At 64.6% G+C, this 13,357-nt stretch carries 12 protein-coding genes and 1 pseudogene; 5 read left to right on the top strand and 8 right to left on the bottom strand.

Annotated elements, in window-relative coordinates; all coding sequences use genetic code 11:
• Positions 1–222, top strand: a 222-nt coding sequence (locus ACLP4W_RS21420) for a hypothetical protein (RefSeq protein ID WP_442389394.1), incomplete at its 5' end; no start/stop codon positions are given.
• An 18-nt stretch (positions 223–240) separates the two neighbouring features.
• On the opposite strand, the gene ACLP4W_RS21415 is transcribed toward ACLP4W_RS21420, so the two are convergent.
• From ACLP4W_RS21415 to fabG, 5 genes are read right to left on the bottom strand one after another with little or no spacing between them, the layout of a single operon-like run.
• Positions 241–957: a GntR family transcriptional regulator gene (locus ACLP4W_RS21415; protein ID WP_442389392.1), complete on the bottom strand. Its 717-nt coding sequence runs from the start codon at positions 955–957 to the stop codon at positions 241–243.
• Between the two features lie 4 nt (positions 958–961).
• Positions 962–2,155 (bottom strand): acyl-CoA dehydrogenase family protein, encoded by a 1,194-nt coding sequence (locus ACLP4W_RS21410; protein ID WP_442389390.1) that lies wholly within the window; start codon positions 2,153–2,155, stop codon positions 962–964.
• Positions 2,156–2,180: 25 nt separating this feature from the next.
• A complete protein-coding gene (locus tag ACLP4W_RS21405; RefSeq protein WP_442389388.1) occupies positions 2,181–3,383 on the bottom strand; it encodes a CoA transferase in 1,203 nt (400 codons plus the stop codon).
• Positions 3,380–4,597, bottom strand: a complete 1,218-nt coding sequence (locus ACLP4W_RS21400; protein ID WP_442389386.1) for an acetyl-CoA C-acetyltransferase — start codon at positions 4,595–4,597, stop codon at positions 3,380–3,382. The genes ACLP4W_RS21405 and ACLP4W_RS21400 overlap by 4 nt, the downstream gene beginning before the upstream one ends.
• 19 nt (positions 4,598–4,616) lie before the next feature.
• Positions 4,617–5,366: a 3-oxoacyl-ACP reductase FabG gene (gene fabG / locus ACLP4W_RS21395; protein WP_442389384.1), complete on the bottom strand. Its 750-nt coding sequence runs from the start codon at positions 5,364–5,366 to the stop codon at positions 4,617–4,619.
• A 156-nt stretch (positions 5,367–5,522) separates the two neighbouring features.
• Here fabG and ACLP4W_RS21390 point away from each other — a divergent pair, with 156 nt between their 5' ends.
• Together ACLP4W_RS21390 and ACLP4W_RS21385 are read left to right on the top strand one after the other, a co-directional pair.
• Positions 5,523–6,704: an acyl-CoA dehydrogenase family protein gene (locus ACLP4W_RS21390; RefSeq protein ID WP_442389382.1), complete on the top strand. Its 1,182-nt coding sequence runs from the start codon at positions 5,523–5,525 to the stop codon at positions 6,702–6,704.
• A gap of 52 nt (positions 6,705–6,756) precedes the next feature.
• A complete protein-coding gene (locus tag ACLP4W_RS21385) occupies positions 6,757–7,578 on the top strand; it encodes a mycofactocin-coupled SDR family oxidoreductase (RefSeq protein WP_442389380.1) in 822 nt (273 codons plus the stop codon).
• A 36-nt stretch (positions 7,579–7,614) separates the two neighbouring features.
• Here ACLP4W_RS21385 and ACLP4W_RS21380 read toward each other — a convergent pair whose 3' ends face one another.
• The gene (locus tag ACLP4W_RS21380) at positions 7,615–8,691 is read right to left on the bottom strand and encodes a phosphotransferase family protein (protein WP_442389378.1); all 1,077 of its coding nucleotides are present in this window, start codon (positions 8,689–8,691) and stop codon (positions 7,615–7,617) included.
• A 181-nt stretch (positions 8,692–8,872) separates the two neighbouring features.
• Positions 8,873–9,661, bottom strand: a pseudogene (locus ACLP4W_RS21375) (siderophore-interacting protein); the annotation flags it as partial.
• 287 nt (positions 9,662–9,948) lie between these two features.
• On the opposite strand from ACLP4W_RS21375, the gene ACLP4W_RS21370 reads away from it, so the two are divergent.
• Positions 9,949–10,860, top strand: a complete 912-nt coding sequence (locus ACLP4W_RS21370) for an NmrA family NAD(P)-binding protein (RefSeq protein WP_442389376.1) — start codon at positions 9,949–9,951, stop codon at positions 10,858–10,860.
• A 52-nt stretch (positions 10,861–10,912) separates the two neighbouring features.
• Here ACLP4W_RS21370 and ACLP4W_RS21365 read toward each other — a convergent pair whose 3' ends face one another.
• Positions 10,913–12,685: a PE family protein gene (locus ACLP4W_RS21365; protein WP_442389374.1), complete on the bottom strand. Its 1,773-nt coding sequence runs from the start codon at positions 12,683–12,685 to the stop codon at positions 10,913–10,915.
• 24 nt (positions 12,686–12,709) lie between these two features.
• Between ACLP4W_RS21365 and ACLP4W_RS21360 the strand changes: the two genes are divergently transcribed.
• Positions 12,710–13,111 (top strand): tyrosine-type recombinase/integrase, encoded by a 402-nt coding sequence (locus ACLP4W_RS21360; protein ID WP_442389396.1) that lies wholly within the window; start codon positions 12,710–12,712, stop codon positions 13,109–13,111.
• Positions 13,112–13,357 lie beyond the last annotated feature (246 nt).

The following is a 13,357-nucleotide window of genomic DNA, read 5'->3' as shown; positions in this document are numbered from 1 at the left end:
TACTGGCTGCCGCGCCTCGACAAGTCCGGCTTCTTCGCACCCGGCCGACCCGCTATCTCGCAGCTGATCGACGAGATCGTCGACCTCGTCCGCCGGGGGGTCCTCAGCACCTCACCGGGCAAGAAATTCGGCTTGGACGACATTCGCGCCGCGGTCATCGAAGCCGAATCGGTCGCGCGCAGCGGCAAGGTGCTGCTGGCACCCAACGGCGACGGCCGCTGAGGGAAGGGGCAGCCGCGCTCAACTGGCCGTGCCGCGCCGACGCCGCCGAGAAGTCGGACGGCTCGCTTCGGCCACCACGCCACGCGAGACGAGGTGGTCGATCAGGGGAATTGCGCCGGCGGCAAGATGTTCCGACATCGCGGCGCGGGCGAGCTTGTCGTCGTGAATCTCGAGCGCGGACAAGATCCGCCGATGGTCCTTCATTGACTGGTCCGGCCAGCCCTCGATCGCGGGAAACACCGATTCCGGTGCGTAGCGGGTGATCTGCAACATCAACTGGGCGAGCTTGGGTGAGTCCGCGGCAACGTTGATGGCCCGGTGAAACTCGTGGTTCAGACGAACCGTCAGCTCGTTGTCCTCACCGGCATAGGCTTCCTCGAGCTGGGCCTGGATCCCTTTGAGTTCGTGCAGTTGTTCGTCGGTGATGCTGATGGCGGCGCGCGCGGCGAGCTCACCGCCGACGTGCGCCTGCACGTTCGCAACGTCGGCGACGTCTCGCCCGGTGACCGGCAACACCACAAAGCCGCGGTGGGGCTGCTGGGCGATCAAGCCCTCGGCGCGCAGCGCGAACAGCGCTTCACGCACCGGCGTGACGCTGATCCCCAGTTCCGCGGCCAATTGGTCCAGACGAACATAGGAACCCGCGGCGTAGGTGCCGTCGAAGATCCTGCTGCGGATAAAGCGCGCGACATCGTCGGAAAGGTGAGGCCGCGCAGCGAAATCCGGAACACTCATGGCGTCACACCTGGTACTCGGCGAGCAGTCGCTTGCTGATGATGGATTTCTGGATTTCGCTGGTTCCTTCACCGATGAGCAGGAACGGCGCGTCGCGCATCAGCCGCTCGATCTCGTACTCTTTGGAGTAGCCGTAGCCGCCGTGAATCCGGAAGCTCTGTTGGGTTACTTCCGAACAGAACTCGCTGGCAAGGTATTTGGCCATGCCGGCCGCGACGTCATTGCGTTCTCCGGAATCTTTCAACCGCGCCGCGTTGACCATCATCAAGTGTGCCGCTTCGACTTTGGTCGCCATCTCGGCCAGCTGGAACGCGATGGCCTGGTGCTCGGCGATCGCCTTGCCGAAGGTGTGACGTTGCTGGGCATATCGCACCGCGAGTTCGAACGCACGAATGCCCACGCCACACGCTCGCGCGGACACGTTGACCCGGCCCACTTCGATTCCGTCCATCATCTGGAAGAAGCCCTGCCCGGGGGCTCCACCCAGGATGTCGTCGGCGCTTGCCCGGTAGCCGTCGAAGATGAGCTCGGTGGTGTCGATGCCCTTGTAACCCAGCTTGTCGATCTTGCCGGGAATCAGCAGACCGGGCACTACCTCGCCGAAACCCGTTGGCTTTTCGACGAGGAACGCGGTGAGGTTGCGGTGCGGCTTGTCCGCGCCCTCGTCGGTACGCACCAGCACGGCTATCAGCGTGGAGCTGCCGCCGTTGGTCAGCCACATCTTCTGACCGTTGATGGTGTAGGTGCCGTCCGGATTACGTTGCGCCCGGGTTCGTATCGCGGCGACATCGGAGCCCAGCTCCGGCTCGGACATGGAAAAAGCCCCGCGGGACTCGCCGGTTGCCATGCGCGGCAGAAAGCGCCGCTTCTGCGCGTCGGTGCCGTGCTGGCGCAACATGTACGCGACGATGAAGTGGGTGTTGAGGACACCGGACACGCTCATCCAGCCGCGGGCCAGCTCCTCGACGCACAGCGCGTAGGTCAACAGCGACTCCCCCAGTCCGCCGTACTCCTCGGGGATCATCAGCCCGAACAGGCCCATATCCCGCATCTGATCGACGATGTGTTGCGGGTAGGTGTCGCCGCGTTCGAGTTCCGGCGCGGTGGGAATGATTTCCTTATCGACGAATTGCCTTACCGTAGCCAGGATTTCGGTCTGAAATTCGGTTAGGCCGAGGGTTTGGGCGAGCTTGGTCATGCGCTGTATTTTCCTTCCGCCTTATTCAGCAGGCGATCGTTTTGGCGCTCGTCAAGCGCTCGATGTCGGCGGCCGTCAACCCCAGGTACTGCGCAAGGACCTCGGCGGTGTCTTGTCCCAGGGCGGGCGCCGCTGCACTGGCGGGATGGTTGCCGTCGAAAGCGGCCGGCATGCCCGGGGCGAAATAGTCTCCGATGCCCGGTTGGTGCAGCCGGGAAAAGAGCGGATTACCAGTTACCTTCGGGTCTTTTGCGACCTCGGCGAAGGTGCGGTACCGCTCAAACAGCACGGTGGTGTCCGATAGTGCCGAAGTGATCTTCTCAGCCGTGTGGTCGGCGAACCAGGCGGCGAACAGCCCGGACAGCGCGTCGCGGTATCGGTAGCGGTCGCCTTCGTTACTGAAGTCGACGCCCAAAGCCTCCGCCAGCGCCGACACCGCGGCGCTCGTACCCGTCACCTCGACCAGGTCTCGAAAATGCCGCCCGGTCAGGGTGACAACCATGAACGCGACCCCGTCACGACTGCGGAAATCCTGCCCGTACTGGCCGTAGATGGCATTGCCCAGCCGCTGACGTTGCGTCCCGTTGACCTGAGGTTCGGTCAACAGCCCAAGATTTCCCGCGGTGGCCAGCGCGACATCCTCCAGGGCCAGGCTGATCCGCGTACCCGTCCCGGACTGTTCACGTCGGCGGACGGCGGTGACGACGGCCAGCGCGGCATACAAGCCACAGCACACATCCCAGGCCGGCAACACGTGGTTGATCGGACCGAAATGATTGGCCGGACCGGTGACGAGCGGGAACCCGATGCCCGCGTTCACCGTGTAATCCACCCCGGTCGAACCGTCGCCACGCCCGAGCAGCTGAACGTGGATCACGTCGGAACGCTTGGCGGCCAGCAGATCATGGCTCAGCCAGGACAGGCCGGCGGCGTTGGTCACGACGATGCCGTCGCCCTCGATGATGAGCCGCTGGACCAGCTTCTGGCCCTCGGGTGCGCGCAGATCGACGGTGGCCGAACGCTTTCCCTTGTTCAGTCCGGTCCAGTAGATCGACGTGCCGTCCGCAGCCAGCGGCCACCGCTGCACGTCGGAGGCGCCGCCGATCGGGTCGACGCGAATCACGTCCGCGCCAAGCTGCCCCAGCGTCATGCCACACAGCGGTGCGGCGACAAAGCTGGATACCTCCACAACGGTCAGTCCGCTCAGGGGCAACCCGGAGCTGGTCATGTCGAGGCGACCCGTTCGAAGATTGCGGCTAGCCCCTGGCCGCCGCCGATGCACATGGTCTCCAACCCATAGCGTGCCTGGCGACGGTTGAGTTCGCGCGCCAAGGTGGCCAGCATCCTGCCGCCGGTCGCACCAACCGGATGACCCAGCGAGATTCCCGACCCGTGCACGTTGGTTCGGTCATGGTCTACGGCGCCGAAATTCCATTCCCGCATCACCGCAAGCGCTTGCGCGGCGAAGGCCTCGTTGAGTTCGATGAGGTCGACGTCGCGCAGTTGCAGGCCCGCTTTGCCTAGCGCGACCTGGGTCGCGGGCACCGGCCCGATGCCCATGACGTTGGGCGCCACCCCCGCCAACCCCCACGACACCATGCGGACCAACGGCGTCAGGCCATGCTCCTCTGCCTTCTCTGGCGTGGTCACCACGCACATCGACGCCGCGTCGTTTTGCCCACTGGCGTTGCCGGCCGTTACCGTCGCCTCCGGATCATCGCTCAGCAGAACGGGTTTGAGCTTGCTCAGCGACTCGACAGACGTGTCGGCACGCGGGTGCTCGTCGGTGTCGATGAGTTCCTCGCCCTGGCGTGTGCCGATGATCACTGGAATAATTTCCGAGGCCAGGATGCCGTCCTTCTGCGCTGCCACCGCACGCTGGTGTGACCGCACCGCGAGCTCGTCTTGCTCGAGACGTGAAATGCCGTACTGGCGACGCAAATTCTCGGCCGTCTCGAGCATCCCACCCGGAACCGGATAATGACGGCCGCCTGCAGTGCTGCGACCCCGCGCCAGCCCGTCATGCACCCGGACACCGCCACGAGCGCCACCCCAGCGCATGTCGGTGGAATAGAAGGCGACGTTGCTCATGCTCTCGCAGCCGCCGGCGATGACGAGGTCGTGGTCGCCATTGCCCACCTGCAGACACGCTTGGATCACCGCCTGCAGGCCCGACCCGCAGCGGCGGTCGACCTGCATGCCGGGAGTCGTCACCGGCAGGCCGGAATCCAACGCCACCACACGCCCGATCGCCGGCGCCTCACTGCTGGGATAGCAATGGCCGAGGATGACGTCTTGCACCGCCTCGGGCGCGATCCCGGTTCGCTCGAGCAGGCCCTTCAGGGCGGCGACGCCGAGGTCGATGGCGGTCAAAGACTTGAACATTCCGCCGTAGCGCCCGATTGGTGTCCGTACGGGTTCACAAATCACGGTTTGGCGCATTTTCACTACTCCGTTCGGCTCAGATGTGGCGGCCGCCGGTGACTTCCATCACGGTGCCGGTCATGTACGAGGACAGATCGGAGGCGAGGAACAAGGCGACGCTGGCGACTTCGTTCGGCTCCCCCGCCCGGCCCATCGGAATCTCGGCGACCTTCTGGTCCCAAATGCGTTGCGGCATAGCTTCCGTCATGGCCGAGCGAATCAGGCCCGGAGCGATCGCGTTTACCCGGATACCCAGGTAGGCAAGCTCTTTGGCCGCGGCCTTGGTCATGCCCACGATTCCGGCCTTGGCCGCCGAATAATTGGTCTGGCCGACCATCCCGACCTTTCCCGAGACCGACGACATGTTCACGATGGCGCCACGCTTGTTTTCGCGCATGATCGCCGCCGCCAGCCGGGTGCCGTTCCACGTGCCTTTCAGATGCACGTCGATGACCTGATCGAACTGCTCTTCGGTCATCTTGCGCATCGTCGCGTCGCGGGTAATCCCGGCGTTGTTGACCATGATGTCCAGGCCGCCGAAACGCTCGACCGCGGTCTGGATCAGGGTCTGCACGTCGGCCACTTGAGTCACATCGCACCGCACCGCCAGGGCGACGTCATCGCCGCCCAGCTGTTTGGCCGCGACCTCGGTCGCCTCGAGGTTCACGTCACCGAGCACAACCCGCGCACCTTCGGCGACGAATCGCTGCGCAATGGCGAAGCCCAGACCTTGCGCACCACCTGTAACGACTGCCGTCTGACCGCTCAGCAACGACACCTGGATCACGCCTCCCTTGGGTTGCTTCCGTCCTGGGGTACCCCATCGATCGAATATCATATTTCATATAGGATCGTGCCGCGTGCCGGGTTCCCCACCCGGGGCCTGCCGGGCTCGCCGGCCCGCCGGGGACGACCGGCGACCGCCAACGAGGAGCGTCTGCCTATGACCACCGCTGAAGACAACAAAGGCCCCGAGGTCTCTGACGAAGACTTCCAGGAGATCCTCGCCCAGACCCGTCACTTCGTCCGCACCGCCGTGGTCCCCCGCGAGCAAGAGATCCTGACCGACGATCGGGTGCCCGATGACCTGCGCGACCAGGCCAAGAAGATGGGTCTGTTCGGATACGCGATCCCCCAGCAGTGGGGCGGCCTTGGCCTGAACCTGGTCCAAGATGTCGAGCTGGCAATGGAATTGGGCTACACCTCGCTGGCGCTGCGGTCGATGTTCGGCACCAACAACGGCATCGCCGGACAGGTTCTCGTCGGCTTCGGCACCGACGAGCAGAAGGGCCGCTGGTTGGAGTCGATGGCGTCCGGTGATGTCGTCGCCTCCTTCGCGTTGACCGAGCCCGGCGCCGGATCCAACCCGGCGGGCCTGCGAACCCAAGCCGTTCGCGAGGACGGGGCCTGGGTGATCTCCGGTGCGAAGCGGTTCATCACCAACGCGCCGGTCGCCAACCTATTTGTGGTGTTCGCGCGCACCCGGCCGGCCGACGACAAGGGCCCGGGGATCGCCGTCTTCCTGGTTCCCGCGGACACCGCAGGCGTTCAGGTGGGAGCCAAGGACGCCAAGATGGGCCAGGAAGGCGCGTGGACCGCCGACGTCAACTTCAGCGACGTCCGGGTGGGGACCGACGCGCTGATCGGCGGGAGTGAAGACATCGGTTATCGCGCGGCGATGACCTCCTTGGCGCGGGGCCGGGTCCACATCGCCGCCCTTGCGGTGGGCGCCGCGCAACGAGCACTCGACGAATCCGTGTCGTACGCCGCCACCGCGACCCAGGGCGGGGCACCGATCGGAAGCTTTCAATTGGTGCAGGCGATGATCGCCGACCAACAGACCGGGGTGCTGGCGGGCCGCGCGCTTGTCCGCGATGCCGCACGGTTGTGGGTCACCGATCAAGACCGCAGGATCGCCCCGTCGGCGGCCAAGCTGTTCTGCACCGAAATGGCCGGCCAGGTCGCAGATCTCGCGGTTCAGATTCACGGCGGCAGCGGCTACATGCACGGCGTTCCCGTCGAGCGCATCTACCGCGACGTGCGCCTGCTGCGGCTGTACGAGGGAACCAGTGAGATTCAGCGTCTGATCATCGGGTCGAACTTGGTCAAGGCGGCACAGCGCTGATAACCCCGCCGCATCGGCGAAAACCACACGCACACAGCATCGAGGAGAACTCATGAGCGGCAGACTCGCTGGGAAGGTTGCTTTTATCACCGGAGCGGCACGTGGCCAGGGCCGGGCGCACGCCGTTCGGATGGCCCGGGAGGGCGCCGACATCATCGCCGTCGACATCGCCGGCAAGCTTCCGTCCTGTGTTCCCTACCCGCCGGCGACCGAGGAGGACCTCGCCGAAACGGTTCGCCTGGTTGAAGAAACGAACCGCCGGATCCTCGCCTCGGCCGTCGACACCCGCGACTTCGAGGGACTCCGCCAGGCCGTCGACGACGGGGTCGCCGCGCTCGGACGCCTTGACATCATCGTGGCCAACGCCGGTGTCGCCGCCCCGCAGGCCTGGAACGACATCACGCCCGAATCCTTTCGCGACGTGATGGACGTCAACGTGACGGGCACCTGGAACACCGTGATGGCCGGCGCGGACAAGATCATCGAAGGCGGGCGCGGCGGCTCGATCATCCTGATCAGTTCGGCGGCCGGGGCAAAAATGCAGCCGTTCATGGTGCACTACACCGCCAGCAAGCACGCCGTCACCGGATTGGCCCGCGCCTTCGCCGCCGAATTGGGCAAACACAAGATCCGGGTCAACAGCGTTCACCCGGGCCCGGTGAACACCCCCATGGGATCACGCGAGATGGTCGAGGCGATGGGCAAGGCCACGGAAACCAACCCGCAGCTGTCCAACATGCTCACGCCATTTCTGCCCAACTGGGTTGCGGAGCCGGAAGAGATCGCCGACGCCGTGTGCTGGCTGGCCAGCGACGAATCACGCAACGTCACCGCCGCTCAAATCCGGGTCGACCAAGGCTCGACGCAGTACTGACACGCTTCGCGGTGCAGAAAGCCGGATACCGGCTGCTCAGCTGAGCAGTTCCAGAGTCCCCAGATCACGGATGGCCTGACAGCCCCGCCGCAGCATCGTCAACACCATATCGTCGCCGCGCTCAGTGGCGGCCGCGAAGGCGAATCCCAGCGCCGAGATCAGCGGTGCCTGCAGCACTCCGAGCCGGTAATCACGCCAACATGTTTCGCGGTCGTAGTCGGTGACCCCGCAAGCTGATAACGCTCGGTGATAGTCGGCGACGAGGTCCTCTTCGAGGGATGCGCGCAGTTGTGAATTCAGGCTGGTTGCGGTGAAGTAGGCGAGATCCCTCGCCGGCAGACCTACGCCGAGCGTCTGCCAATCGACCACGCTGACCCGCGTTCGGTCTGGATCGAACAGCATGTTGTCGAGACGATAGTCGCCGTGCAGCAGGGCAAATCGCTCGTACTCGGCAAGCAGCCAAGGCTCCACCAAACCCATTGCCTTACTGAACGTATCGCGGTCTTCTGCGCTCAGTCGATCGCCGAGTTTCTCCAGCGTGATGCCGGCGCTCATCCGCGCCACCTCGCCCATGCCCGTGGCGGCAGCTTGGTCCGGCCGTCCGAACGCGATGCCGGGAAAATCCAGCCAGACCGGATCGCACCAACTCGGCGCGTGCAGGCCTGCCAGAGCGGTAACCGCGAGGCGCGCTTCCCGTTCACCGCAGCCGGCAAGCTGATCGCCCTGCACCGCCGGCGCTTGATCGGCCAGCAACAGGGCGAAATCCATGGCGTCTTCACTAATCTCGCAATAGAAGCACTGCGGCGTCGGCACCTGGACCCTATCGGCCACGGAAGCATAGAACGCGCATTCGCTGCGATACCCGATGACGACCCGGTCGCGGACGGTGTCGTCCTGGGCCGGCAGTTTGATCACAAAGGTTGGCGGCAGATCGGCCGGATCCGAGGCGTAGCCGGCCGTCACCCGATAGGTGGCGCCAGTCTGCCCGGTGCCGATTGCAGCGATGTCGACATCGGACACCTCGACGGGCGTGCCCCGTTGGCTGAGCGTCGTCGATAGCCACTCTGGGGTCACATCGGCGGGGTACCGCGGAATCGACACCACAGCACTCATAACCAGCACGCCTCCAGTCCTCAGCCGGTCGACTGATCGATCAACTGTAAGGCATACGGCAAGACCCGCCGCGCCCTAGTCAGCGAGGATCTGGTGCTCCGCGGCCTCGTGTTGCTGCCGCCCGAATTCGTTGAAACGTCCGCCCGCTGCGACGTGCCGCGATGTTGTCGCGCTGCATCTCATCGGGCGCCGGCGCGGTAGCCAGGGCGGGGTCCGGCTCGTCGCCGCGGCGGGTGCCCATCGCTCGCCCGGCGGTCCAGTAGGCCTGGGCGTGCATCGCGGACTTGGGAACCCCGAACCCGTCACGCAGCCGCCGTCGGACATGCTTGAGAGTCGCGGCCTCGGGTGTCGCCCACACATACCAGTCCGACCAGTCCCGGCTTTCGACCGCCTCGGCCAACGACTTCTCGTCGCCTCGCGCAACCCAATGCACCCGCAGCAGGGGATGTTTCGCGAGCGGGATCAGCGTGTCGTTGTCGTCGTGCTGCTCGAGGTACATCTCGATCGGGACATCGTCGGGGACGGTCGCGACGATCCCGTTCATCCCCGGGATCGATGCCGAGTCACCGATCAGCAGATAGCCGGCCGGCTGCTCGTCGGGCACCTTGAAACGCGACGTGCCCATCAGGGACATGACCGCGATCGTCGTGCCGGGTTCCACGGTGCGCGCCCATAACGACGCCGGGCCGGCCGGGTCGTGCAGCACGATGTCGACCGCGAACCGGCCGGCGGCGACGTCCGCCTCGGAGATCGTGTATGCGCGCTGGAACTCGGTATTCGACCCATCCGGGTCGGGAAACCAGAACCGCAGCCACGCCGCGGGTTCCGCCTCCACGTCCTCGAACAAGGTGGGCGACGCCATCCGCACCCGGACGAAATGTGGTGCGATGCGGATGGTTTCGATGACAGTCGCCGTGTGGTCGCGGGCACCGAAACTCCGCAGTATCACCCCCTGAAACCCGCGTGCCATCACCGGTCCTTTCCCGTGGCGCTGAGATCCGTCATGACCTGGTCAATCGGACGGGCCGAGCGGCATCACCGCGACCAGACCCGAATCGAGGCCGCCATCAGCAGCCGCACGAACTCCGAATCTGCGACGACGTCGGTTACCCCCCATAAACTAAGGGTTACCTTACTTGCGGTCAACCTCGGGTGCCCCGGTCGACTCTTCGCCGAAGTAGGATTACCTCCCGAGATCGCCCGCCGTATGGACGCGTGCGCTATGCGGGCAAATGAGCTGAGACAAGGGTGCTTTTCATGGCCGAGTCACCGACCTGCCTCATCACGGGCGCCGGCGGGGGCGTCGCCGGGATCAGCCCGCAGGTGGTGAGGCAACTGCGCGGCCGCGGCGAGGCCGTTCGCGCCATGGTCCACCACGACGACTCTCGCGCCGATGCGTTGCGTGATCTCGGCGCCGAGGTGATCGCCGGGGACCTGACGAACCCTGTCGACGTCTTCGCGGCGATGTCCGGCGTCAGCCGGATGTTCTTCAACATGAGCGTGTCACCGGATTACCTGCAAGCCACTGCCGTGGTGTGCGTGGCCGCAAAGGAACTCGGCAACCTGGAAGTGTTGGTCAACATGTCGCAGATGACGGTCTCCCAGATGACGGCCACCAGCACAGCGGAATCCAAGCAACAACGCCTGCACTGGCTAGCGGAGCAGGTCATCAATTGGTCGGGCGTTCCGGCCGTGCACATCCGGCCGACCGTCTTGTTGGAGAACCCGCTCTTTGCATTGTTGGCCGCGCGCTCGATCCGGGAAACCGGCCAACTGTCCCTGCCGTTCGGAACCGGTCGCACTTCGCCCGTCGCGTCCAGTGATGTCGCTGACGTCGTCACCGCGGTGCTGTCCGCACCGCAGGACCATCTCGGTGCGGTCTATGAATTGACCGGCCCGGCAACTCTTGACGCCGACGAGCTCGCCGATCAATACGCACAGGCCCTGGGCCGACCCGTCAGCGCGGTTCGGCCGCCCTATGACGAGTGGCTACGCGATCTCGACGAGTTGGCACTGCCGCCGCACGTACACCAACACATCGCCACGATGGCCCGGCTGCACAGCGAGGACCGCTACAACCGCTCAACCCACGATGTGGAAGACATCACCGGCCACCCCGCACAGACTGTGCGGCAATACGTCGAACAGCACCGCGATTTGTTCAGCTGACAACCAGGGTGAGCAGGCCACGCATCGAGGGCTGTAAGCGCGGAGCCTGGCATTAGAGCGCTGACGCCACGACTAGAAGCTCAAAACCACCAGCCATTGTGAGCAATGCCGTGTCGGCGGCAAGCGGAGCGACGAGTGCATATTGCAATCCGCCGAGAACGTTCCCGTCGATCGCTTGTTGGATCCCGCTCAGGAACAGGTTGATGTCATAGGCCGGGAGCACGGTAACCACGACATTCGCGATGTCTGCCGTCGGAAGCGCGATTGCGTAAAGGTTCGCGGCAGTACCCGAGATCCCGTTGGCGACATTGGTGACCGCCCCCTGGATCTCCCCGATGATGCTGTCGGGCGACAAGGCCGCCGCTACCGCGGACGTCAGCGTGGGCAGGGACACGTGCCCTTCGCCCGTTGCCGTCATCGATGCCAGCGAGTGCGAGACGTTGGACAGTGACACGCCCGCGGCTTCCGCGTGGATGTCGCTCACGAAGGCGGTGGCTCCCTGATGGGCTCCGGCGATCAGATCCTGAGCGATAAGTTGTTGGCTGACATGCGGGAACAGTCCGAAGTAGGTCTGCACATCCGCCGGCCCCTGGCTCCAGCCATAGTTGGGGTTCCCGTAGCCCAGGTTGACGATCGTGGTCAGATCCGGCTGCAGCAGGTCGGCTAGTGGGTTGCCGATAACCGGTATCGCCCGCAGCGGCTCCAACAGCGGCAGACCGTTCGGCGTGGTCATCATGTAGTAGTTGGTGACGCCGGCGTAGCCGGGCGACGTCGGCAATTGCTGAATGGCGTAGCCAGGGGGTAGAGCCGACGGATTCAAGTCCACATACATGCTGTGCACAAACAAGATGCCCGCAAAGGCGTTCAGGTCGGAAATGAAGTTGATCGGGTACTGCGGGAAGTCGGCGAATCCGTCGTATTCCAGCGTGTAGATCTGAGTCGGGTAGATCGTGTTCGAGGGCGTCGCGCCATAGAACGTAATCCCCAGACTCGGGAGGCTCAGGTTCGAACCCGCCGGGAAGCCCGGGAAGCGCGCCAAGATGCCGCCATTGGGATTCACTTGATCACCAATTAGGGTGAAGCCGAGTTGATTTGCGGTCGGCGGGTGGGGGTTGAGCGTCGGGTTCGCCAGGTTGTGCATTTCCAGCGAGGCGATGATGGCGCTCTCCGAGGCGCCAAAGACGGCGACGCTGCCCGTGGGGCTGGCGGCCAGTTGCTGCTTGATCGCTGTATCGAGAATCTGGACGCCTTGGCTCACCGACACGTCGAGGGGCAAGGTCTTGACACCGGTGAGCGGATATAAGCCTTCGGGAGTAAACAGTCCTTGCGCGTTGGCAATCGGAGAGAAGTTCAGGTTGAGGTAGTTGAGAGCTTCGACGAAGGGTGGTGGGGGTATCGGCTCGCCGCTGCCGCCCATGACCAAAGCTACGGTTGGTGCCGTCAACGGCGACATCACGTTGGGGGTCGGGGTCCCAGGGGCTCCGACCAACAACGAATGGATGGGTGAGGTCAGCTGTCCCAGCGCGCCAGAGATCGCGCTGGCGTTGACGGCCTCGGCCGCCGCGTAGGCGTTCCCGGCGGAGGCCAACGCAGCCGCGAACTCCTCATGAAACGCGGCTGCCTGCGCGAGGACCGCCTGATAGTCCTTGGCATAGGTGCCAAACAGCTGGGCGGTCGCCGCTGACACCTCATCCTCAGCAGCGGCCAGCAGCCCCGTAGTCGGGGCTGCCGCCGCCGTGCTGGCCGCGCTGAGCGTCGAGCCGATACTGGCCAAGTCGGAAGACGCCGACGCGATGATCTCGGGCGCCGCGATCGCATACGACATGTCGGTCCACCTTTTAGCTAGCCCCTGGTTGTCACTAGCCCGGCGGTCCTCCATCCGTCAGAACAAAAGAATTCTAGGCGGTTTTGGGTTGTCGTACAGGACTGCCTTTCGCCGAAACGGATTAGTGGGCAGCTGTCCGCTCCCGGTGCGCGCGGGAACCGTTCGACAGTCATCGCGCGTCCAAGACGGTATGGAGCCAAGGTGCAGAAGATCACGCCGCACGATCTGCGGCACACGTGCGCGTCGATCTCGATTAGCTCCGGGGCGAACGTGTTGGCGTTGTCGCGGATGCTCGGCGACCAGTCAGCAAAGATCACCCTGGACACCTACGCCGATCTTTTCGACACGGATCTCGATGCCGTGGCGGAGGCGCTGGATTTGCCCAAAGTGTGCCCAAACCGCGCCCAGCCGTCCCTGCCGACGTGAAACAAGCCCGCGAGCTGCTATAACCGGCTTGGGACTGTTGGTGCGGGCGGAGGGACTCGAACCCTATTCAGCTACCTGGTCAGTGTACGAAAATAGTTCCTAGCGAGCAATGATCAGAACTGTGGATGGCCCTCGGCCTGGTGACGTGAAGGGGCGCACCTTCCCGAGGATGATCTGAAAGTCCAAGTAGTTCTGATCAAGAGCCGGCGTTAGCGCGCTGGTTCGGGAAGGTACGCCCATGCTCAA

The organism is Mycobacterium sp. (assembly GCF_052145595.1).
Lineage (GTDB): Bacteria > Actinomycetota > Actinomycetes > Mycobacteriales > Mycobacteriaceae > Mycobacterium.
Note: the sequence above shows the minus strand (reverse complement) of the source record. Positions and strands in the feature narration are given on the sequence as shown.